Consider the following 20463-nt stretch of genomic DNA (forward strand, 5'->3'; position numbering starts at 1 on the left):
TCCCAGCGGAGCTGGGGGAGTGCCGTGCCTGGGGGCACCTCCCAGCGCAGCTGGGGGAGCGTCGCTGGGCAGGCGGGCATTTGACGACACGCCCTAGGAGCCCCGCCCGGTCCTGGGCGCGGTAGCGCTCCAGCAGGGCGGCGAGGCCGGCGGCGTCGAGGCGGCGGTACGCCGTGCCGCAGGGCCCCTCGCCGGGCCGGGACCACCACACGGGGTCGGGGCAGCGGAAGCCCTCGCGGCGCAGTGCGGCCCGCCACACCTTGTTGGTGGCCGTGACCGGCATGCGCGGCACGACCCGTACGAAACGGGGCGCCGACTTGGTGCCGAGGTCCGGCTGCGCGGCCAGGAAGGCCGCGAAGGCGCCGGGGTCGAAGGCGGCACCCTTGCGAAGGGCCAGGGCCGCCATGACCTGGTCGCCCGAGACGGGGTCGGGCACGGCGTACACGGCGACGGCCGCGGCGGCGTCGAAGCGGGCCAGGACGTTCTCGACGACCGCGGCGGCCAGGTTCTCGCCGTCCACGCGCAGCCTGTCGTCGGTGCGGCCCGCGAAGTGGAACCAGCCGTCGGCGTCGCGGAAGAAGAGGTCGCCGGTCCAGTACCAGCCGTCGCGGGTACGGGCGGCGACCGCCTCGGGGTTGCGCCAGTAGCCCTCGAAGCGGGAGGGCCCGCGGTTGACGATCTCGCCGATCGCCTCGTCGCCGTTGAGCAGCCGGCCCGCCGCGTCGAGGACGGCGCGGGGCCGCTCGGCACCGGTCGCCGGGTCCACCGCGGCCAGGTCCGTACCGGGCGCGGCACGTCCGACCGCGCCGGGCGGCGTGCCCGGTGAGCGCTGCAGGGCGGCCCCGCCCTCGGAGGAGCCGTAGCCCTCGGTGAGGGTCACGCCGAAGCGCTCCGCGAACCGGGCCGCGTCCACGGCCCCGGCCTCGGTGCCGAAGCCCCGGCGCAGCCGGTGCCGGCGGTCGTCGGGCGTTTCGGGGGTGGCGAGCAGGTACTGCACGGCGCGCCCGACGTAGGTGAAGTACGTGGCCCCGTAGGCGCGTACGTCCGGCAGGAAGCGGGAGGCGGAGAAGGCCCGGCGCAGCGCCACCGCGCCGCCGCCCGCGAGGGCGGGCGCCCAGCCCGCCATCACGGCGTTGCCGTGGAAGAGCGGCATGCACAGGTAGTGGACGTCGTCGGGACCGAGGTCCAGGAAGCCGCTGAGGGAGGCGGCCGCGTCGGCGAGCCCGCCCTGGGACACGACCACCGCCTTCGGGGCGCCCGTCGAGCCGGAGGTGAAGCAGAGCATGAGCCGGGTGCCGGGGCGTATCCGCCCGCCGCGGCGGAGCGGCGCCTTCGTACGGGCGCAGCAGGGCCGGGTACGCCGGGTCGTCCACGACCAGGAGGCGTTCCGGGGGGAGGGGGAGGGCGAGCCCGCGCAGCGCCGGCAGGTGCGCGCGTTCGGTGACCAGCAGCGCACATTCCGTGTGGGTGATGTCGCGGGCGAGTTCCGCACCGCGCCGGGTGGGGTTGATCCCCACGACGGTGGCCCCCGCGCACGCCGCGGCGCCGAGCCACAGCGGGAACTCCGGGACGTTGCCCAGGAGCACCCCCATGTGCGGTTCGGCGCCGTGCGGCAGCAGGCCGGCCAGGAGCGCCGCGCGGGCGGCGGAGGCGGCCGCGACGGAGCCGGTGCTCCCCGTACAGCAGCCCGGGACGCGGATCGCCCCACTGGCCCTCGACGAACTCCGCCATGGTGCGCCTCATGCGGCCGCACCATAGCTGACACTCCGTCAGGTGTCAGGCCTTCGGGGCCTCCTGGTCGGCACCCTGCTCGGCGATGGACTTGCGGACCTCGTCCATGTCCAGGTCGCGGGCCTGCTTGATCAGGTCCTCGAACGCGGGCGCGGGCAGCGCGCCGGGCTGGGAGAAGATGGCGACCTTGTCACGGATGATCATCAGCGTCGGGATGGACTGGATCTGGAACGCGGCGGCCAGCTCGGGCTGCGCCTCCGTGTCGACCTTGCCGAACACGAGGTCGGTGTTCTTCTCCGCGGCCGACTCGTAGACGGGGGCGAACATCCGGCACGGGCCGCACCAGGACGCCCAGAAGTCGATCAGGACGAAATCGTTGTTGCCGACGACCTCGTCGAAGTTGTCCTTGGTGAGCTCAACAGTGCTCATGCTTCCCTTACCTGCTTCCGGGTGCCGTCGGTCGGGACCCACTGACCGTAACCGAAGGCAGCGCTGCGCTATTCCGAACGCCGCCCCCCGGGCGCGTCCTGCACAGCCGGTCGCGGAAGGGGATGCCGAGAGCCGGGCGGGGCCGGATCCTGGAGGGGCGGGGACGTCCGCCGCCCCCGCCGGGCAGGCGCGCGAGCGACCACGGGAGCGGCCGATGGTGACGACGATGCACGCCGTACGCGCCCACCGGCGCGGCGGCCCCGAACAGCTCCGCTACGAGACCGCGCCCCGCCCGGAGCCGGACCCGGGCGAGGCCCTCGTCGCCGTGCGGGCCGCCTCCGTGACCCCGGGGGAGCTCGACTGGGACGCGACCTGGACCGACAGCTTCGACGGCTCGGGACGCGACCGTACCCCCACCATCCCCTCGCACGAGGTCTCCGGCGTGGTCGCCGACGTGGGGCCCGGGGTGATCACCCCGCGGGTGGGGGACGCCGTCTACGCGCTGATCCCCTTCGTCCACGACGGAGCCGCCGCCGAGTACGTCACCCTCCCCGCGGGCATCCTCGCCCCCAAACCCCGGCGGATCGGCCACGACGCGGCCGCCTCGGTCCCGCTCGCCGCCCTCACCGTCTGGCAGGCGCTCGCCCGGCACGCGGGGGTCACCCCGGGTCGGCACGTCCTCGTCCACGGGGCGGCGGGCGGCGTCGGCTCCTTCGCCGTCCAGATCGCCGCCGCGCTCGGCGCGCAGGTCACGGCGACCGCCGCCGCCCGCGACGCCGGCTTCGTCGCGGGACTGGGCGCGCGGCGGGTCGTCGACTACGCCGGCAGCCGCTTCGAGGACGAGGTGGCCGACGTGGACGTGGTCTTCGACGCCGTCGGCGGCGACACGCAGGACCGCTCCTGGTCGGTGCTGCGCCCCGGAGGCCTGCTGGTGAGCATCGTGTCCCCGCCCGACCCGGAGGCCGCCCGCGCGCACGGGGCCCGCGGCGTCTTCTTCGTCGTCGAGCCGGACCGGGCGGGCCTGGAGGCGGTCTCCCGGCTCATCGACGGCGGCAAACTTACGCCACGGGTCGACCGGGTGGTGCCGCTCACCGAGACGCGCGCCGCCTACGAGGCGCTGGAGCACGAGCACCGCCGCGGCAAGGTCGTCATCCACGTCACCGACGGGGCCTGACACCCCTTGCGCCGCCGTCCCGCCCGGGACGGCGTGCGGACCCTACGGGACGACCGTGACCGGCCAGCGGCCCGCCTTGACCAGCCGCACCGCGACCGAGCCCACGATCCGGTGCCCGGCCTTCTCGGACGCGCCGACCACGACCGCGTCGGCCTTGAGCTCGTCCGAGGCCTGCGACAGCCCGCTGAACGGGTCGCCGATGAAGGTGTGGAACTCCCAGCGCAGGCTCGACACCGCCTGGAAGCGCGCGGCGGCCTTCTCTATCTCCGCCTTCAGCTGGTCGGCGATCTCGGCGGTCGCCTCCGCGACCGGGGCGCCGAAGGCCGCCCCCGCCGCCAGGACCGGCTGCACGTACACGATCGCCAGCAGCGCGTTCTGGCGCCGCGCCAGCCCCGCCGCGTACGCCACGGCGCGCCACGACGACTCCGATCCGTCCAGTCCCGCCACGATCACCTTGGGACCGTCGGTGCCCCGCTCGAAAGCCGCCTTGTCGCTCACGTTCCGAGCCTACTTGCGCGACTGCCGCGCGCGCCGTACCGGACGTGGGGAATCCGCGGCCGCGGCGAGATGACCGTCCACCAGCCGCTGCAGCGCGGAGGCGAAGACCGCCCGTTCGTCCTCGGGGAGGGCCGCCAGCAGGTCGCCGTGGACGCGGGCGGTGATCTCCGCGCCGCGGGCGACGAGCTCCCGGCCCGGCCCGGTGACGGTGATGACGCGGGCCCGGCGGTCCGTGGGGGCGGGGTGCCGCTCGGCGAGGCCGGCCCGCTCCAGCTCGTCCATGGTGACCACCATCGTGGTCTTGTCCTGCTGGGAGATCTCCGCGAGTTGAGCCTGCGTCAGCTCGCCGGGGAGCGCGTGCAGCAGCACGCAGTACCCGCGGGGGGTGAGCCCGACCTCGGCCAGCGCGGCCGCCAGCCGGTTCGTCATGGCGTGGCTGGCGAACTGCAGCAGCCCGGTGAAGTCGGGTGCGGATGCCGTGGACATGGTCCGAGCCTAGCAAAAAGGTCCGTTGGCGAATCATCGGTGAGACGGATGATCCCGTGGACAAATCGTTCGGCGGCGGACGCCCGGCTGCCTACCATGGGACGGCATGAACCCCCCGCCTCGTCATCACGACGTCCCCGGCAAGCCCTCCCTCGACGGGCTCGAAGAGAAATGGTCGCGGCGCTGGGACGAGTCGGGCGTACACCGCTTCGACCGGTCGCGGCCGCGCGAGGAGATCTTCTCCATCGACACCCCGCCGCCCACGGCCAGCGGATCGCTCCACATCGGCCACGTCTTCTCCTACACCCACACCGACACCGTCGCCCGCTACCGGCGCATGCGCGGGCAGACCGTCTTCTACCCCATGGGATGGGACGACAACGGCCTGCCCACCGAGCGCCGGGTCCAGAACCACTACGGGGTCAGCTGCGATCCCTCGCTCCCGTACGACCCCGGATTCACCCCGCCCGAGCCCGCCGGCCCCCACCGGCGACCCGTCTCCCGGCGGAACTTCATCGAACTGTGCGAACTCCTCACCGCCGAGGACGAGCGGATCTTCGAGCAACTGTGGCGCCGACTCGGCCTGTCGGTCGACTGGACGCTCACCTACCGGACGGTCGGCGCCCGTTCACGCGCCGCGTCCCAGCGCGCGTTCCTGCGCAACCTGGCGCGCGGCGAGGCCTACTCGGCCGAGGCGCCCACCCTGTGGGACACCACCTTCCGCACCGCCGTCGCCCAGGCGGAGCTGGAGGACCGCGAGCGGCCCGGCGCCTACCACCGGCTCGCCTTCCACCGCCCGGACGGCGGCCGGGTCGTCGTCGCCACCACCCGGCCCGAACTCCTCCCCGCCTGCGTCGCCCTGGTCGCGCACCCCGACGACGAGCGCTACCGGGAGCTGATCGGGACCACCGTCACGACCCCGGTCCTCGGCGTCGAGGTCCCCGTCCACGCGCACCGGCTGGCCGACCCGGACAAGGGCACCGGCATCGCCATGGTCTGCACGTTCGGCGACACCACCGACGTCACCTGGTGGCGCGAACTGCGGCTGCCCACCCGGGCGGTCCTCGGCCGCGACGGGCGCTTCCTGCCCGTGCCGCCGGCCGCCCTGCGGACGGCGCGGGCCCGCGAGGCGTACGCGGCCCTGGCCGGCGCCACCGCACACACCGGCCGCGAACGGCTGGTGGGGATGCTGCGCGAGCGCGGCGAACTGGAGGGCGAGCCCGAACCGGTCGTCCACGCCGTCAAGTTCTACGAGAAGGGCGACCGGCCGCTGGAGATCGTCACCACCCGCCAGTGGTACCTGCGCAACGGCGGACGCGACGAGGCCCTCCGCGAGCGGCTTCTGGCGCGCGGCCGTGAACTGCGCTGGCACCCCGGGCACATGCGGGTCCGCTACGACAGCTGGGTCGAAGGGCTCAACGGCGACTGGCTGGTCAGCCGCCAGCGGTACTTCGGCGTCCCCGTCCCCGTCTGGTACCCCCTCGACGACGCCGGCGAGCCCGTCCACGACAGGCCGCTGGTCCCCGGCGAGCCGGCGCTGCCCGTCGACCCCGGCACCGACGTCCCCGACGGCTACCGCGAGGAGCAGCGGGGCGTCCCCGGCGGCTTCACCGGCGACCCGGACGTCATGGACACCTGGGCGACCTCCTCGCTCACCCCGCAGATCGCCGCCGGATGGGGCACCGACGACGAGCTGTTCGCCAAGGTCTTCCCGATGGACCTGCGACCGCAGGCCCACGAGATCATCCGTACCTGGCTGTTCGGCACGGTCGTCCGCGCCCACGCCGAGCAGGACGTGCTGCCGTGGCGGCACGCCGCGATCTCCGGCTGGATCCTCGACCCGGACCGCAAGAAGATGTCCAAGTCCCGGGGCAAGGCGGTCACCCCGGGCGACCTGCTGGAGCAGTACGGCTCCGACGCCGTCCGCTACTGGGCGGCCGCCGCCCGGCCCGGCACGGACACCGCCTTCGACACCGGGCAGATGAGGATCGGCCGCCGGCTCGCCGTCAAGGTCCTCAACGTCGGCCGCTTCGTGCTCACCTCCGGCGCACTGCCCGAGGCAGGCGCCGGGGCGGTCACCGCGCCGTTGGACCGCGCCCTCCTGGCGGCCCTGGCGTCGACCGTCGGCGCCGCCACGGACGCCCTGGAGGACTTCGACCACGCCCGCGCCCTGGAGCGGGTGGAGTCCTTCTTCTGGGACTTCTGCGACGACTACGTCGAGCTGGTCAAGGCCCGTGCGTACGAGGGCGACACCTCCGCCCTCGCCACGCTGGCCACCGCCCTGTCCGTCCTGCTGCGGCTGTTCGCGCCCTTCCTCCCCTTCGCCACCGAGGAGGTCTGGTCGTGGTGGCGGGAGGGCTCCGTGCACCGCGCCGAGTGGCCCGACGCGGACGCGCTGCGGGCCCTCGCCGGGGACGGCGACCCGCGTGTCCTGGCCACCGCGCGGGAGGCGATCACCGCCGTCCGCAGGGCGAAGTCCGAGGCGCGGCTGTCGATGAGGGCCGAGGTCGGCGCGCTCCTCGTCACCGGCCCCGCCCGCGCGCTGGCGCACTTCGCCCTCGCCGAGGCCGACGTCCGCGCCGCGGCCCGCGCGGCGTCCGTGGAACGCCGCACGGCACCGGGCGACGGCCTGACGTACGAGGTGCGCCTCCCGGAGGCGGCCTCCTGACCGGTCCCGCGTTGCCGGCCCGATGATTGTGTGCGGGTGGGTGGTTCGGCTGTCGCGCCGTCTCGCGCCCTTCGGGCGCAAAGATGCTGGCTGCGGATGGGAGGGTGGGGGTCCGGGGCTTGTCGGCGGTGTGCGGGTGGGTGCGGGGCTGGGGTTCAGGCGCCGGAGCGGGTCGCCTTTCCGGCGGTGTCGGTCTCGTTGCCGTCCGCGGGTATAGATGGCCGCTTCCACGCCATCCGTGGGTGGTGGGCGCGCCCGCCGTAACCCGCGTCTGCGGGTGCTTCGGGGTGCTGCCCGGGCGGTCGGCGGGAGATCGGGCTCTGTTTCGACGGTATGGACGTCGAAAGCGGGCCCGATCTTTGAGCCGGGTGAGATCGGGCTCGCTTGCAGCGGTATAGCCGTCGGAAGAGGGCCCGATGTCGGGGAAGCACCCGCAACTGGGGGTGGTTCGGGGTGTCGTCGGGCGGTCGGCGGGAGATCGGGCTCGCTTTCGACGGTATGGACGTCGGAACAGAGCCCGATGTCGGATCGGGGAATCACCCGCAGACGCCGGTTACGGCGGGCGCGCCACCCACCAAGGGTGGGCGTGGTCAGCGGCCATCTATACCCGCGGACGGCAACGAGACCGGGACCGGACGAACAACCCACCCCGCTCCGGCGCCTGAACCCGCGCCGCCCACCCACCCGCACACCGCACACAAGGCAGGCTCCCCACCCTCCCCCTCCGCAGCCGGCGCTGTGCGCCCGAAGGGCGCGAGACGGCGGGACAGCCGACCCACCGGCGCGGCCCCGAGTCCCACCCGCACCCGCCCGACCCGAACGGCTACGGCACCGGCTGCGGGGGACGCGGTCCCACGTAGTGGCCGTTCGGGCGCATGCGGAGTGGGGGTTCGTCGTACTCCTCCAGGGCGTGGGCGATCCAGCCGGCCGTCCGGGCGAGGGAGAAGACCGTCTCGCCCGCCTCCGGGACCATGCCCGCGGAGACGGAGAGCACGGCCAGGGCGAGGTCGACGTTGGGGTGGGCCGGGGCGTGACGGGCCGTCGTGGCGGCCACCTCGCGGGCGGCCGCAAGCGCCCGGGCCGCGTACGGGACGTCCTCGAGCAGCCGCAGGAGCATGACCGCGCGGGGGTCCTCGGCCCGGTAGAGGCGGTGGCCCAGACCCGGGACGGGGCGGCCCTCGCGCAGGTGGCCGGCGACGACGGGCGCCGCGCCGCCGCGGTCGAGGACCTCGGCCAGCATGCGGTGGGCGAGGCCGCTGGCGGCGCCGTGCAGCGGGCCGTCGAGGGCCCCGAGGCCGGCCGAGACCACGGCGTACGGGTGGGCGCGTGCCGAGGCGGCGATGCGCACCGCGAGGGTCGAGGCGGCCAGGTCGTGGTCGACGAGCAGCACGAGTGCCGCGTCCAGCACCCGTAGTGACGCCTCGTCGGCCGGCCGGTCGGTCAGCCGTGACCACAGTTCCCGGGCGAGCCCGCCCTCACCCCGGTGCGCGGTCCCGGCCGCCGGGAGGGCGCCGACCAGCGTGGGGACGAGGCCGCGGGCGGCGCCGAGCACGGCCGCGGGGGAGAGGTCGAAGCGCAGCGGGTCCGCCACGGCCGCCGCGACGGCGGTGGCCCGCAGCCGGTCCATCGGCCCGCTGTGCCCGGGCAGCGCCGCGACCGCCCGCCGGGCGGCGGCCAGGGCGTCCGGCGGCGCGGTGAAGCGCACTCCGCGGCGCAGGACGCCGGTCCACAGCCACTCCGCCACCTCCTCGTAGGCGTACCGCTCCGCCAGGGCCGTCGCGTCGACCCCGCGGAAGTAGTAGCGGTCCCCGTCGATGAGGGTGACGGCGGTGCGCACCGCGCCGGTGCCGTCGTCGGCGGGGGACTGCTGAGCCGCGCGCCGGTTGCGGCGCGCCAGGGCGTCGACCTCGCCGGGGTCGAAGGTGCTGCCCTGGCCGCCGGGGGCGCGCGTGCTGCCCAGCAGGCCGCGGCTGACGTAGGCGTACACCGTCTCCGGTTTGACCCCGAGCCGCTCGGCCGCCTCGCGCGTGCTCAGCCGTTCCTCCGTCGTCATGACTCCATCCCATCACACATTGATTCAATCAATATTGACGAGGATTGAATCAATGATGGAGGGTCTGGTCAATGTCGAGTCGCACGCAGCAGGACCGGAGGACCACCGTGACCGCCACCCCCGTCACCCCAGTCACCCCCGACGTACCCCGCGGCCTGAAGGGAGTCGTCGTCACCGAGACCGCGCTCGGCGACGTCCGAGGCGCCGAGGGCTTCTACCACTACCGCCAGTACTCGGCCGTGGACCTCGCGCAGAGCCGCACCTTCGAGGACGTCTGGCACCTGATGCTGCTCGGCACGCTGCCCGACGCCGCCGGGCGGGCCGCGTTCGCCCGGCGCGTCGCCCCGCTGCGCCGGCTGCCCGGGGCGGTCCGCGACGCGCTGCCGGCCGTCGCCCGCGCCGGCGCGCACGGCGGCCCCCTGGCCGGACTGTGCTCGGCGCTGTCCCTGCTGGGGGCGGCCGGCGGCTTCCGCCCGCTGTACGACGTCGACCCGGAGCAGCGGCTTTCGGACGCCCTCGCCGCGACCGCCGCCGTGCCCACCCTGCTCACCGCCCTGTACCGGCTCGGCCGGGGCCTGGAGCCGGTCGAACCGCGCGACGACCTGCCGTACGCGGCGAACTACCTGCACATGCTCACCGGCCACGAGCCCGACCCGGCGCATGCCCGGGCCGTCGAGCGCTACCTGATCTCCACCGTGGACCACGGCTTCAACGCGTCCACGTTCACCGCCCGCGTCATCGCCTCGACCGGCGCCGACCTCGCGGCCTGCCTCACCGGCGCGGTCGGCGCGCTGTCCGGCCCGCTCCACGGCGGCGCCCCGAGCCGCGCGCTGGACACCTTGGACGCCATCGGCACCCCGGACCGCATCGACCCGTGGATCCGTGAGCGCGTCCTGGCCGGCGACCGGATCATGGGGTTCGGCCACCCCGTCTACCGCACCGAGGATCCCCGGTCCCGGATGCTCAAGGGGATCGCCCGTTCCTTCGGCGGCCCGCTCGTCGACCTCGCCGTCCAGGTCGAGGCGCGGGTCGAGGCGATACTCGCGGAACTGAAGCCCGGCCGTGAACTCCACACCAACGTCGAGTTCTACGCCGGCGTCGTCATGGAGCTGTGCGGCCTGCCGCGGGAGATGTTCACCCCCACCTTCGCCTGCGCCCGCGTCGTGGGCTGGTGCGCCAACGTCCTGGAGCAGGCCGCGGACAGCAAGATCATCCGCCCGGCCGCGCGCTACGTCGGCCCGGTCCCGCCCCAGCCGGTGCCGGCGGCGTAGCGGGACTGCGGCCCGCGGCCCCCCGGCGTTCCGGTCGACGGTGGTCGTGCGGGTCGGATGCGTGCCGGAGGGGTCGCCGCGGGACGCGAACGGTCGCTACTTTTGCGGTACTTCACCGCTGGACGGGGCTCGCGCTCGTGCACGGGAAGCGGGTCGTGGTCCCCTGCGCGCACTCGGGACGGGGCATCATGGGGGAACGGTTCAGCACGGCACACGTCGACCGGGCTCAGGAAGTCATGGCTCCGGACGGCTCGGCGGTGCGCCCGCTGTGCGCGCTGCCGGGAACGGCGAGTTTCGCCCAGTTCCAGCTCGGCCCGGGGCAGACGGCGAAGGCCGTCTCGCACGCCACCGTGGAGGAGGTCTGGTTCGTCACGTCGGGTTCGGGGGAGATGTGGCGCAGCCAAGGCGGCGACGAGGAGATCGCGGAGCTGGAGCCGGGGGTCTGCCTGACGATACCGCTGGGCACGACGTTCCAGTTCCGGGCAGGTGAAAGGGGCTGAAGGCAGTCGCGGTGACGGTGCCGCCGTGGCCGGTGGACAGCCCGGACGAGGCCAGGTTCGAAAGCGGTCCGTGGTGATCACCGGTGGGGCCTCGCCGCGGCGGCCCGGCGGCCCGGCGGTCAGTCGCGGCCGGCCGGCTTGCGGTCGACCGGCGTCACGGGCGTCAGCGTCTCCTCCTGGGTGCGGCGGGGGCCGGACCAGGGGGCCGGGACCGCGTCGAAGAGGTAGGCGAACCGGTAGGCGAGGTCCTCGTAGTTGACCCGCCAGCCGCGGAAGTGCGGCCACGCCTCCTCGGGGGTGCGCTCCAGCGGGTAGCCGTTGGCCGCCGCGTGGGCGACGGCCGCGGCGAACTCCTCGTACGGCAGCCGGATGGTCGCGTCCGGCGAGGGGTCGGTGTCGTACGGGATCCGCCAGATCCCGGCGATGTCGCGCAGGCAGACGAAGCCCGCCCGCAGGGCCAGCCGGGCCTCGGCCTGCGGGCGGCCGGGGTTGAGGGCGAGCTGCATGGCGGCGGCGTCCATGACGGCGAGCAGCGCGATCAGCCAGCTGCGGTCGGGCTGCGGGGAGCGGAACCGGCTGAGCACCGTGTAGCTGGTGTGGCTCTCGCTCACCTCGGCCGACCACCGCTCCCAGTTGCGGAACAGCTCGGTGAGGCTGTCCGTGAGACCGATCTGGGCGTACCGGGCGAGGATCTCCGGCCCCCACGGCGGGTTGCCCGCCCGGGCCTGCAGCAGGGTCACCTCCGCCTCGCGGCGGGAGTAGGCGGCGTACAGCGTCGGCAGGTAGCCGATCTGCAGGCCGATGGTGATCGGGCCGGTCGCCGCGGCGACGAAGTCGATGACCGTGAGGTCGACGTGGTGGCTGCTGGCGAAGCCCAGGGTGAACAGCGAGGAACCGGCCTCCCGCAGCGCGTCGACCGGCTGCAGGTCGCTGACCGCGGACTGCAACATGGCGTAGCCCGCCCAGAACGCGACCAGCCAGCCGATCAGGTTGGCGAGGATGGACACCGCGGCCACCGGGGCGAGGACGCGGTCCTTGGCCTCGGGCGTGCGGCAGCGGTCGGCGACGAACTGGAAGGGCAGGTGGACCGCCGCGTGCACCAGGCGCGTGAAGCTCGACCGGGTCGGCCGTGGGATCACCAGTGTGCGGAGCACCGAGGAGAAGGTCCCGGCGACGACCAGCGCGCCGAGGAGACCGGTCAGGACACGCACGGGACTTCCCTTTCCGGACGGTTCACAGCACCCGCCGGCGGACCAGCGCGGCCAGCACCAGCACACCCGGGAGCAGAGGCAACCATACGGTGACGATGCGGTACGCCAGCACCGCGGAGGTCGCCGCCACCCCGGTGGCGCCCGCGGTGACCAGTGCCAGGACCAGCGCCACGTCCAGCGAGCCGAGCCCGCCCGGGGTCGGCAGCAGCGCCGCCGCCGCGCTGCCCGCCAGGTACGCCACGGCCACGTGCGCGGCCGGCACCGGCGCGTGCAGCGAGCGCACGACGGCGACCAGGACCGCGGCGTGCATCACCGGGAAGGCGAAGGAGCCGGCCCACAGCGCCGCCACCCGCGCCGAACGGCCGTGCACCGCGCGGACGTCGGTGGCGACGGTGCCGAGGAACGAGCGGACCGTGCGCCGGACGTGGCGCACCGAGAGCAGGACGGCCAGGACCAGGCAGAGCGCCGCGCCGGCCGCCAGCGCGAGGGTGAGCCCGGGACGCCCGGGTACGACCCTGCGCATGTCCAGGGCGTGCGGGAAGGCCGCGAGCAGGACGGCCAGCAGCCCGACCCGTACCACGCAGGCCGCCAGCGCCCGCACGGTCAGCGCGGCCGCGGAACGGCTGGGGGACAGACCGCAGCGCAGCAGGAAGCGCAGGTTGACGGCGTTGCCGCCGACGCCCGCCGGGAGGATGTGGTTGGCCGCCGAGGCGGCGAACTGGGTGGCCAGCAGACGCCCCGCCGGCAGTTGCTCCAGCACCGCGCCCTGCTGCGCGGCCGCCGAGCACACCCAGGCGAGCAGCGTCGCCGCCCCGGCCGCCAGCAGCCACTCGGCGTCGGCGGAACCCAGCCGGTCGGTGCCGGCGTCCACCGTCGGCCACTGCCGCAGGACGATCAGGGCCACCAGCAACAGCGGTGCCGCACCGACGATCTGACGCACTGGGAGGCGCCGCCACATGCGTTCGTGCCCTTCCGGTCGCCGCGGTCGCCCGCGCTGCCGCGAGGCGCTCCCCGGCGCTGCCCCGGCCGTACCTACGCACGACCATACGGTGCGGCGACCCGTACCGCTCATCCGTCGGCGCGTCCGGCCGTCCCGTGGTACGGGGCGGGACCGGACGCGCCCGGCGGGAGGGTCACCGACACGGTGCGAGTGCCGTCTCCTGGCGGTGGTGCCCCGGGCGAGGGTCGGAGGACGGCGTGCGGTGCCCGGTGCTCGGTGCGCACCCTGCCCTTCCGGAGCTTCGTGGACGTCACATACCGACTGGTCGGTGTTACGGGATATCGTGGCGCCGGACGACACAGGTACGTACGCGGAGGGAGTCGCGGTGCGCGCGATCCAGATCACCGAGTTCGGCGGGCCGGAGGTACTGCGGCAGGTGGAGCTGCCCGAACCCGTGCCGGGGCCGGGACAGCTGCTCGTCGAGGTCTCCTCGTCGGGCGTCAACTACGCCGACACGCACCTGGTGGAGAACTCCTACCTCTCCAAGGCCACCCTGCCCCTCGTGCCCGGCGCCGAGGTGGTCGGCCGCACCGCCGGCGGCCGCCGCGTCGTGGCCCTCACCGACAACGGCGGCTACGCCGAGCGGGCCGTCGTCGAGGAGTACCTCGCCCACGACGTGCCCGACGGCGTCACCGACGGCCAGGCGCTCGCCCTGGTCGTCCAGGGCCTCACCGCATGGCACCTGCTGCGCACCTCCGCGCGCATGGCCGAGGGCGAGTCGGTGGTCGTGCACGCGGCCGCGGGCGGCACCGGCTCGCTCGCCGTACAGCTCGCCAAGGAGTTCGGCGCGGGACGGGTCATCGCCACCGCGTCGTCCAAGGAGAAGCGCGACCTGGCGCTGGAGCTCGGCGCGGACGTCGCGATCGAGGCGGACTCCACGGACGCGGCGGGGCTGAAGGAGCGGCTCGTCGAGGCCAACGGCGGCAAGAAGGTCGACATCGTGCTGGAGATGACCGGCGGCCCGGTCTTCGACGCCTCGCTGGCCGCGCTCGCCCCCTTCGGCCGTCTGGTGACGTACGGACTCGCCTCCCGCGTACCCCCGGCCCCGGTCCAGGCGGCGCAGCTCATGGGCCGCTCCCGGGCCGTCGTCGGCTTCTGGCTGATGCACTGCCTCGGACGCCCCGGCATGTACCGCGAGCCGATGGCCGAGCTGCTGGCCATGACCGCCGACGGGCGGCTGAAGCCGCAGGAGGGCGGCAGGTACCCGCTGTCCGAGGTCACCCGGGCCCACGAGGACCTGCGGGCCCGGCGCACTTACGGCAAGCTCACCCTCGACCCGGCAGGCTGAGCACCACGGGCCGGCCGCACTTCCGCCCCCGCCGTTCGCGTCCGCGCGGAGGCACAATCGACAGCGGAGCACGAAGCCGCGGCCGGCGGCCCGAAGGAACGGGAGGGGCCATGGACAGGACCCGCTTCGCCCCCGACCGGGGGCTGACCACCCGCATGGTGGTCACCATGTTCATGATCGGGCTGCTCTACGTCGTGTTCGTGGGCGTCCTGCTGGCGCTGCTGCGTGGCGCGTGGCCGCTGATCCTGATCGTCGCGGGCGGGCTGTTCGTCGCCCAGTTCTGGTTCAGCGACCGGATCGCCGCCTTCAGCATGGGCGCCCGCGAGGTCACGCCCGAGCAGGCCCCGGAACTGCACGGTGTCGTCGACCGCATCTGCGCGCTGGCCGACATGCCCAAACCCCGCGTCGCGATCGCCGACAGCGACGTCCCCAACGCCTTCGCCACCGGACGCAACGAGAAGGCGGCCCTGGTGTGCGCCACGACCGGGCTGCTGCGCCGGCTGGAGCCCGAGGAGCTGGAGGGCGTCATCGCCCACGAACTCTCCCACGTCGCCCACCGGGACGTGGCGGTCATGACGATCGCCTCCTTCCTGGGCGTCCTGGCCGGAGTGGTCACCCGCGTCGGCCTGTGGGGCGGCCTCGGCCGCAGCAGCCGCGATCCCGGCACGGCGCTCGTGGTCATCCTCATCCCGCTGGTCAGCGCGCTCGTCTATTGCGTCAGCTTCCTGCTGACCCGGATGCTGTCCCGCTACCGCGAGCTGTCCGCCGACCGCTCCGCCGCGCTGCTCACCGGGCGGCCCTCCGTCCTGGCCTCGGCGCTCACCAAGGTCTCCGGCCAGATGGCCCGCATCCCCACCGAGGACCTGCGCAAGGCCGAGCCCTTCAACGCCTTCTACTTCGTCCCCGCCTTCGCCGGCGGCCAGAGCCTGGCCCAGCTGCTGTCCACGCACCCCACGCTGGAGCAGCGGCTGCAGCAGCTCGGCCGGATCTCCGTCGAGCTGGGGCGGCGCTGATGGGGATCCTGGACGCGCTGCTCGGCCGCAGCAAGCCCGTCAGGCCCGACCTGGACCGGCTCTTCGGGCTCCCCTCGGCGGCCGTGACCCTCGAGGCCGCGGCCGGCTTCCGGCCCACCGGCGTGGGGTCGGTGTGCTTCGCCGCCGTGGAGGGCGGCGCCTTCGCCGAGGTCCAGCAGGACGTACGGGCCCTCCTCGACATGGACGAGGGCCAGGGCGCCGTCCCGGTGGAGTCGGTGCGTGACGCGTACGGATACACCTGGCTGGTCGTCCGGCGCCCGGCCGAGGACCTGCCGGCCCTGGTCGGCGACCTCCACGCGGTCAACTCGGCCCTGGAGGGCCACGGCTTCGGCCCCCAGCTGCTCTGCTCCCTGGCCGCCTTCCGCGACGACGAGGGACGCTCCCTGGCGCTGGTCTACCTCTACAAACGCGGCTCGTTCTACCCCTTCGCCCCGCTTCCCGGGGAGAAGCGCGACAACCCCCTGGAGCTCCAGGTCAAAGCCCTGCTAGGCGACGACCTGCGCCTCGAGGAGGACCTCTCCCGCTGGTTCCCGCTCTGGGGCGCGCCGGGCCTCGGCGGTTGAGGCCCGGCGGCGGAAGCAGGCCGGGCGCGCGGGACCCGGGGGGCGCGGCCGCCGATCACCCCCAGGGCTCGACGTCCACCACGGCGCCGACCGGAACGGGCCCGTACACATGCGGGAACTCCTCCCCGTGCGGCGGCATGGCCTCGTACCTCAGCGGGACGTCGAGCCGGGCGGGGTCGACGACCAGCACCACGAGTTCGTCGGGGCCCTCGTAGCCGCCGTACAGGAAGGCGGCGACGCGGGGGAGCTGGTCGCGGGTCGAGAAGTGGACGAACCCCTCTTGCCGCAGGGTGCGGCCGCGGGTCGAGATCTCGTAGCTGCCCGAGGCGAGGGCCGCCTCCCACAGGGAGCGCTCCGTGAGGTGCAAAATGTGCGGAACGTCGGTCACGCGGTCACCGGTCATGCGGTCACGCTACGGAACCGGTCGTGCCGTGCGCATCCGCATTCCGCGCCGTCCCGGGCGGAGGCCGGGGCCGGCGCGGAGGGGCCTCAGCCGGTGGTGAAGACGCCGATGCCGTTGGCGACGAGGCGTTCGGTGCCGCCCGCCGGGTGGTTGCGGACCTTGACGCGGGGTGCGCCCGGGGCGCGGGTGACGAGGGTGGAGGAGCCGCCGCCGTCGAGGTTGACCGCGGCCTGCGCGCCGATGCCGGACATCAGGGAGGCGAGTTCGCGGACCGTGAGCCCGGTGCCGGACTCCGCCTTGCCGTCCAGCGCCAGCAGGTACATCACGTGCCCGCCCTCGCCGTAGCCCGCCGCCGTGCGGGTCGCCGCGGCGCCGTTCTCCAGGCCGGTCAGCGGCCCGCCGTCGCGCAGGATCGGGTAGCCCCCGACGGCGAAGCGGTACCCGCCGCCGTACACGGAGGCCACCAGCCGCTGCCGCACGTCGACCGCGTCGCCGGGCTCCAGCAGGCGCAGCGCCTCCGCGCCCGCCTCCCGGCCGACGAGGACCACCGTGTCGGGCGGGATCTCGCCCTCGCCCGGGTACTCGGCGGCGTCCACGACCTCGCCCTGGCTGACCGTGACCTCGTAGGTGTCGTCGCTGCAGGGCGCGCCGCGCTTGGTGTCGTCGCCGCAGGCGGCGCGGAGCCGGGAGGCGCTGCCCCAGTCCGAGGTGTACGCGCCCACGCCGCCGACCGGGAGCGCGTACTGGTTCAGGCCGCCGAGCGGCACCGTGCCCCCGTCGAAGGCGACCGTGCCGGCCAGCCGGAGCCGGTCGAGCCGGGCGACCCCGTCGGTGCCGACCCCGAGCACGTCCTCGGTCGAGGTGCCGGGCGGCAGCTTCGGCCCGAAGCGCTGGGCCGGGGGCACCGCCGACTTCAGGACCCGTCCGGCGGCGATCGCCGGGCCGACCGGTGCGCTGGTCGCGGGCACACCGGGGTGCTGGGTCTCGCTCATGTTGAAGAAGTCGGCGTTGATGCCGCCCACCGCGCCCGCGGCGTTCGCGAGCCCCGAGACCGAGCCGCGGCCGGCGACGACGCCGGGGTGCAGCAAGTCCACGGAGACGCCAGGATCGCGCAGGTCCACCGTCAGCAGGTGCCCGCGGGCCGTGCCGTGGGCTCCCCGGTAGGTGAAGGTGCGGTAGTCCACGCCCGGCGCGAGCAGGGTGGTCGCGCCGTAGCGCAGTCCGTCGCCGGCGACCGCGGCGGCGGCGCCGCTCGTGCCGCCGAGCAGGGCGCTCCACGCCAGCGCCGCCGAGATCGCCAGGCGCACCCGGCGGGGTCGTCGAGTCACGTCGCTCCAGCCCGAAAAAACCGATTACCTGACGAGAGGTCAATGGTTGCCCGGGATGGCGGGGTTGTCGCACCACCACGCCGCACGTGACGGGGAATCCGACACGATACGGTGAAAAGCCGGAGGGAAAGGGGTCTTACGGGCGGGACACGGTCCGCCGACCGCCCCGGGTTCCCCGTCTTCCCCCGCGGCTCAGCCGGGGAAGGCGTAGACCGTGGTCGCGTGCGCCGCGGGCTCGCCGGCGCCTTCCGGGGTGAGCTCGACGTCGATGAACGCCAGCCGCCGCCCGAGCTTGGTGACCCGCGCCGTGACCAGGACGTCGGTGCCCATGACCGCCCGCTGGAAGGTGGTGGACTGCTGGACGGTCGTCATCGGGCCGTAGCCGCCGCGGGCCGCGGACACCGCGATCACCGTCGCCGTGTCGGCGGCGGCCATCAGGGCCTGGCCCGACAGCGCGCCGCCCTCCCGGGCCAGCCGGTCCGACCAGGGCAGCCGCAGCACAGCGTGCCGTTCCCCGGTCTCCTCGACGAAGAGCCCCAGATCCCGCACCCAGGGCGCGAAGTTGTCGGCCAGGACCTTGTCCGCCTCTGCGGTGGTGATCGTCACGGCGGACATTCTGACCCACCGTCGGGGGCGCGCACCAGGGCGCGAGGGCGACCGGCCGGCGCCCGTTCGCGCCTACATGCCGTTGCGGGTATATAGCCCCCGGAGTATGTTGGAAGGGTGTCCATACCCTTCGACGTGCTGGCCGAGCCGACGCGGCGGCGGATCCTCGACCTGCTCCTGGAACGCCCCCGTCTCGTCGGCGAACTCACCGAGCACCTCGGCCTCAGCCAGCCCGGTACGTCCAAGCACCTGCGGGTGCTCCGCGAGGCGGGCCTGGTCCGGGTCCGGGCCGAGGCGCAGCGCCGCTGGTACGAGCTGCGCCCCGAACCCCTGCGGGAGGTCGACGCCTGGCTCGCGCCGTACCGCAGGCTGTGGGGCGCCGGACTGGACGCGCTGGAGCGGCACCTGGACACCATGCCCGACGAGATGGAGGAGCCATGACCACGGACAGCGGCGAGACGCTGACCACCGCGGACGGCCGCACCGCGCTGCGGATGGAGCGGCGGCTCGCCCACCCGCCGGAGAAGGTGTGGCGGGCCCTGACCGAGCCCGGGCACCTGTCGAAGTGGTTCCCCTCCGACGTGGAGATGGAGCCGCGGGTGGGCGGCAAGGTGCGCTTCCCGTTCCGGCACGGCGAGGGGGAGACGATGGAGGGCGAGGTCACCGAGTGGGACCCGCCGCACGTCGTCGCCTACACCTGGGACGAGGACCTGCTGCGCTGGGAGGTCGTGCCGGAGTCCCTGGGCTCCGTGCTGATCCTGACCCACACCTTCGGCGACCGCCCCGGCGCCGCCAGCTTCGCCGCCGGCTGGGACGCCTGCATCGCCGGCATCGACCCCGAGCTGGCCGGCGAGCCCGTGCCCGCGCCGGGCGACATGAAGGCGGCCCATGAGCGGTACGTCAAGGAGTTCGGCCTCGACCGGGGCAGCGCGGAGGAACTGCCCGTCGGCTGGCTGGTCCGCTTCGAGCGGCAGCTGACCCAGCCCGTGGCGACCGTGTGGAAGACCCTGCTCGGCGGGGTGACCGCGCCCGAGGTCGGCGGACCGGTGCCGCGCGGGTTCGTCGTGGGCGACTTCGCCGCCGGGCCGGTGAGCGAGCTGCGCCCGCGGGAGGCGCTCGCCTATCCGTGGAGCCTGCACGGCCGCCACGAGGGCACCGTGCGCTGGGAGCTGAGCCGGGGCACGGGGCACGGGGCGCGGCTGGTCCTCACCCAGACCGGGGTCCCCGACGTGCCGGCCGCCCTGGCGCTGGACGTCTGGCGGGACCGTGTGGAGGGCCTCGCGGCGAAGCTGGCCGCGATGCCCCGCTGACGTGCCGGCCGCAGCGCGGGGGCCCGGCACCTCACAGCCGGGCCCGCGCCTCCTCCAGGAACTCCCGGGTGGGCCCGGCGGGCAGCGCCTGGGCGCTCATCCGGTCCAGGGCCTCGCGGAACTGCGAGACGTCCTCGCGCTCGTCGAGGTAGACGGCGCCGATCAGGCTCTCCGCGTAGGCGATGTCCGGCAGCTCGGGCAGCGGGAAACGGAAGATGTGGAACGGTCCGTACATCGCGGGATGCGGCCCCGAGGCGAAGGGCATCAACTGCAGCCGCACCTGGGGCATCCCGCACGCCTCGATCAGCCGGTCGATCTGCGCGCGCATTACCTCGGGCCCGCCGATGGGGCGGCGCAGCACCGTCTCGTCCATCACGACCCACAGCAGCGGCGGTTTGTCGCGGGAGAGCAGCCGCTGCCGCTCCATGCGCAGCGCGACGCCGCGCTCGATCTCCTCCCGCGTCGCGTGCGGCCGGCCCGCGCGCAGCACGGCCTCCGCGTATTGCGGCGTCTGCAGCAGCCCGGGCACGTAGTGCGGCTCGTAGGCGCGGATCAGCTCGGCCGAGCCCTCCAGGCTGACGAAGGCGCTGAACCACTCCGGGAGCACGTCGCGGAAGCGGTGCCACCAGCCGGGGCGGTTGGCCTCACGGGCCAGCTCCAGGAAGTTGGCGATCTCGGCGGGCTCGGTGACCCCGTAGGTGAGCAGCAGCTTCTCCACGTACGGGATCCGCAGGCCCACCTCGGCCTTCTCGATGCGGCGCACCGTGGCGTGGGTGACGTCCAGGGCGCGGGCCGCCTGCTCGTAGGAGAGCCCGGCCCTCTCGCGGAGGTCCTGCAGGCGTCTGCCGAGTACCACCCGCAGCACGGTGGGAGCGCTTGCCGCCCGCGCTTCAGTCACGGTCAATCTCCT

At 74.5% G+C, this 20463-nt stretch carries 19 protein-coding genes and 1 pseudogene; 9 read left to right on the forward strand and 11 right to left on the reverse strand.

What is annotated here, in order from left to right; all coding sequences use genetic code 11:
* Together ACFZAU_RS00005 and trxA are read right to left on the reverse strand one after the other, a co-directional pair.
* Window positions 1-1743 (reverse strand): annotated as a pseudogene (locus ACFZAU_RS00005) (AMP-binding protein); the annotation flags it as partial.
* Window positions 1744-1776: 33 nt separating this feature from the next.
* The gene (gene trxA / locus ACFZAU_RS00010; RefSeq protein WP_499515391.1) at window positions 1777-2160 is read right to left on the reverse strand and encodes a thioredoxin; all 384 of its coding nucleotides are present in this window, start codon (window positions 2158-2160) and stop codon (window positions 1777-1779) included.
* Window positions 2161-2374: 214 nt separating this feature from the next.
* Between trxA and ACFZAU_RS00015 the strand changes: the two genes are divergently transcribed.
* Window positions 2375-3334: an NADP-dependent oxidoreductase gene (locus tag ACFZAU_RS00015; RefSeq protein ID WP_499603199.1), complete on the forward strand. Its 960-nt coding sequence runs from the start codon at window positions 2375-2377 to the stop codon at window positions 3332-3334.
* Between the two features lie 42 nt (window positions 3335-3376).
* Here ACFZAU_RS00015 and ACFZAU_RS00020 read toward each other — a convergent pair whose 3' ends face one another.
* Together ACFZAU_RS00020 and ACFZAU_RS00025 are read right to left on the reverse strand one after the other, a co-directional pair.
* On the reverse strand, window positions 3377-3832 hold the full coding sequence (locus ACFZAU_RS00020; RefSeq protein ID WP_500550332.1) for a universal stress protein: 456 nt from the start codon (window positions 3830-3832) through the stop codon (window positions 3377-3379).
* Window positions 3833-3841: 9 nt separating this feature from the next.
* Window positions 3842-4318: a MarR family winged helix-turn-helix transcriptional regulator gene (locus tag ACFZAU_RS00025; RefSeq protein ID WP_499603197.1), complete on the reverse strand. Its 477-nt coding sequence runs from the start codon at window positions 4316-4318 to the stop codon at window positions 3842-3844.
* Window positions 4319-4424: 106 nt separating this feature from the next.
* On the opposite strand from ACFZAU_RS00025, the gene valS reads away from it, so the two are divergent.
* Complete coding sequence (valS, locus tag ACFZAU_RS00030; RefSeq protein WP_500550333.1) at window positions 4425-6986, forward strand: valine--tRNA ligase; 2562 nt, start codon at window positions 4425-4427, stop codon at window positions 6984-6986.
* Window positions 6987-7809: 823 nt separating this feature from the next.
* On the opposite strand, the gene ACFZAU_RS00035 is transcribed toward valS, so the two are convergent.
* The gene (locus ACFZAU_RS00035) at window positions 7810-9039 is read right to left on the reverse strand and encodes a citrate/2-methylcitrate synthase (RefSeq protein ID WP_500550334.1); all 1230 of its coding nucleotides are present in this window, start codon (window positions 9037-9039) and stop codon (window positions 7810-7812) included.
* Window positions 9040-9110: 71 nt separating this feature from the next.
* On the opposite strand from ACFZAU_RS00035, the gene ACFZAU_RS00040 reads away from it, so the two are divergent.
* Both ACFZAU_RS00040 and ACFZAU_RS00045 read left to right on the forward strand, forming a co-directional pair.
* Window positions 9111-10310: a citrate synthase gene (locus tag ACFZAU_RS00040; protein WP_500550335.1), complete on the forward strand. Its 1200-nt coding sequence runs from the start codon at window positions 9111-9113 to the stop codon at window positions 10308-10310.
* 236 nt (window positions 10311-10546) lie between these two features.
* The gene (locus ACFZAU_RS00045; RefSeq protein WP_500550336.1) at window positions 10547-10810 is read left to right on the forward strand and encodes a cupin domain-containing protein; all 264 of its coding nucleotides are present in this window, start codon (window positions 10547-10549) and stop codon (window positions 10808-10810) included.
* A 119-nt stretch (window positions 10811-10929) separates the two neighbouring features.
* Here the strand turns inward: ACFZAU_RS00045 and ACFZAU_RS00050 are convergent, their stop codons facing one another.
* Together ACFZAU_RS00050 and ACFZAU_RS00055 are read right to left on the reverse strand one after the other, a co-directional pair.
* A complete protein-coding gene (locus tag ACFZAU_RS00050; RefSeq protein ID WP_500550337.1) occupies window positions 10930-12021 on the reverse strand; it encodes a hypothetical protein in 1092 nt (363 codons plus the stop codon).
* Between the two features lie 22 nt (window positions 12022-12043).
* Entirely contained in the window at window positions 12044-12961 is a 918-nt protein-coding gene (locus ACFZAU_RS00055) for a lysylphosphatidylglycerol synthase transmembrane domain-containing protein (RefSeq protein WP_500550338.1), read from the reverse strand.
* Between the two features lie 385 nt (window positions 12962-13346).
* Here ACFZAU_RS00055 and ACFZAU_RS00060 point away from each other — a divergent pair, with 385 nt between their 5' ends.
* The 3 genes from ACFZAU_RS00060 to pspAB all read left to right on the forward strand — a co-directional run bounded on the left by ACFZAU_RS00060 (window position 13347) and on the right by pspAB (window position 15906).
* Entirely contained in the window at window positions 13347-14309 is a 963-nt protein-coding gene (locus tag ACFZAU_RS00060; protein ID WP_500550339.1) for a quinone oxidoreductase family protein, read from the forward strand.
* Between the two features lie 110 nt (window positions 14310-14419).
* A complete protein-coding gene (gene htpX, locus ACFZAU_RS00065; RefSeq protein ID WP_499603189.1) occupies window positions 14420-15322 on the forward strand; it encodes a zinc metalloprotease HtpX in 903 nt (300 codons plus the stop codon).
* The gene (gene pspAB / locus ACFZAU_RS00070) at window positions 15322-15906 is read left to right on the forward strand and encodes a PspA-associated protein PspAB (RefSeq protein ID WP_500550340.1); all 585 of its coding nucleotides are present in this window, start codon (window positions 15322-15324) and stop codon (window positions 15904-15906) included. Before htpX ends, pspAB begins: the two co-directional genes overlap by 1 nt.
* Before the next feature lie 55 nt (window positions 15907-15961).
* On the opposite strand, the gene ACFZAU_RS00075 is transcribed toward pspAB, so the two are convergent.
* The 3 genes from ACFZAU_RS00075 to ACFZAU_RS00085 all read right to left on the reverse strand — a co-directional run bounded on the left by ACFZAU_RS00075 (window position 15962) and on the right by ACFZAU_RS00085 (window position 18243).
* Window positions 15962-16309: a DUF952 domain-containing protein gene (locus ACFZAU_RS00075; protein WP_499603187.1), complete on the reverse strand. Its 348-nt coding sequence runs from the start codon at window positions 16307-16309 to the stop codon at window positions 15962-15964.
* An 86-nt stretch (window positions 16310-16395) separates the two neighbouring features.
* Window positions 16396-17637 (reverse strand): phosphodiester glycosidase family protein, encoded by a 1242-nt coding sequence (locus tag ACFZAU_RS00080; RefSeq protein ID WP_500550341.1) that lies wholly within the window; start codon window positions 17635-17637, stop codon window positions 16396-16398.
* Between the two features lie 192 nt (window positions 17638-17829).
* Window positions 17830-18243 (reverse strand): PaaI family thioesterase, encoded by a 414-nt coding sequence (locus ACFZAU_RS00085; protein WP_500550342.1) that lies wholly within the window; start codon window positions 18241-18243, stop codon window positions 17830-17832.
* A gap of 117 nt (window positions 18244-18360) precedes the next feature.
* On the opposite strand from ACFZAU_RS00085, the gene ACFZAU_RS00090 reads away from it, so the two are divergent.
* On the forward strand, window positions 18361-18684 hold the full coding sequence (locus tag ACFZAU_RS00090; RefSeq protein WP_500550343.1) for an ArsR/SmtB family transcription factor: 324 nt from the start codon (window positions 18361-18363) through the stop codon (window positions 18682-18684).
* Window positions 18681-19553 carry an SRPBCC family protein gene (locus ACFZAU_RS00095; RefSeq protein ID WP_499603183.1) on the forward strand — a complete coding sequence of 291 codons (873 nt, stop codon included), beginning with the start codon at window positions 18681-18683 and terminating at the stop codon, window positions 19551-19553. The genes ACFZAU_RS00090 and ACFZAU_RS00095 overlap by 4 nt, the downstream gene beginning before the upstream one ends.
* A 31-nt stretch (window positions 19554-19584) precedes the next feature.
* Here the strand turns inward: ACFZAU_RS00095 and ACFZAU_RS00100 are convergent, their stop codons facing one another.
* Window positions 19585-20451 carry a Sco1979 family transcriptional regulator gene (locus ACFZAU_RS00100; protein WP_500463276.1) on the reverse strand — a complete coding sequence of 289 codons (867 nt, stop codon included), beginning with the start codon at window positions 20449-20451 and terminating at the stop codon, window positions 19585-19587.
* Between the last annotated feature and the right edge of the window lie 12 nt (window positions 20452-20463).

The sequence above is a fragment of the Streptomyces sp. NPDC008238 genome (assembly GCF_042956445.1).
Lineage (GTDB): Bacteria > Actinomycetota > Actinomycetes > Streptomycetales > Streptomycetaceae > Actinacidiphila.

What these genes read in the sequence shown, in the direction of transcription:
- ACFZAU_RS00025 (WP_499603197.1), bottom strand. Translation starts at nt 4,318, where the DNA reads ATGTCCACGGCATCCGCACCCGACTTCACCGGGCTGCTGCAGTTCGCC.
- ACFZAU_RS00015 (WP_499603199.1), top strand. Translation starts at nt 2,375, where the DNA reads ATGGTGACGACGATGCACGCCGTACGCGCCCACCGGCGCGGCGGCCCC.
- valS (WP_500550333.1), top strand. Translation starts at nt 4,425, where the DNA reads ATGAACCCCCCGCCTCGTCATCACGACGTCCCCGGCAAGCCCTCCCTC.
- ACFZAU_RS00095 (WP_499603183.1), top strand. Translation starts at nt 18,681, where the DNA reads ATGACCACGGACAGCGGCGAGACGCTGACCACCGCGGACGGCCGCACC.
- ACFZAU_RS00075 (WP_499603187.1), bottom strand. Translation starts at nt 16,309, where the DNA reads ATGACCGGTGACCGCGTGACCGACGTTCCGCACATTTTGCACCTCACG.
- htpX (WP_499603189.1), top strand. Translation starts at nt 14,420, where the DNA reads ATGGACAGGACCCGCTTCGCCCCCGACCGGGGGCTGACCACCCGCATG.
- ACFZAU_RS00035 (WP_500550334.1), bottom strand. Translation starts at nt 9,039, where the DNA reads ATGACGACGGAGGAACGGCTGAGCACGCGCGAGGCGGCCGAGCGGCTC.
- ACFZAU_RS00045 (WP_500550336.1), top strand. Translation starts at nt 10,547, where the DNA reads ATGGCTCCGGACGGCTCGGCGGTGCGCCCGCTGTGCGCGCTGCCGGGA.
- trxA (WP_499515391.1), bottom strand. Translation starts at nt 2,160, where the DNA reads ATGAGCACTGTTGAGCTCACCAAGGACAACTTCGACGAGGTCGTCGGC.
- pspAB (WP_500550340.1), top strand. Translation starts at nt 15,322, where the DNA reads ATGGGGATCCTGGACGCGCTGCTCGGCCGCAGCAAGCCCGTCAGGCCC.
- ACFZAU_RS00040 (WP_500550335.1), top strand. Translation starts at nt 9,111, where the DNA reads ATGTCGAGTCGCACGCAGCAGGACCGGAGGACCACCGTGACCGCCACC.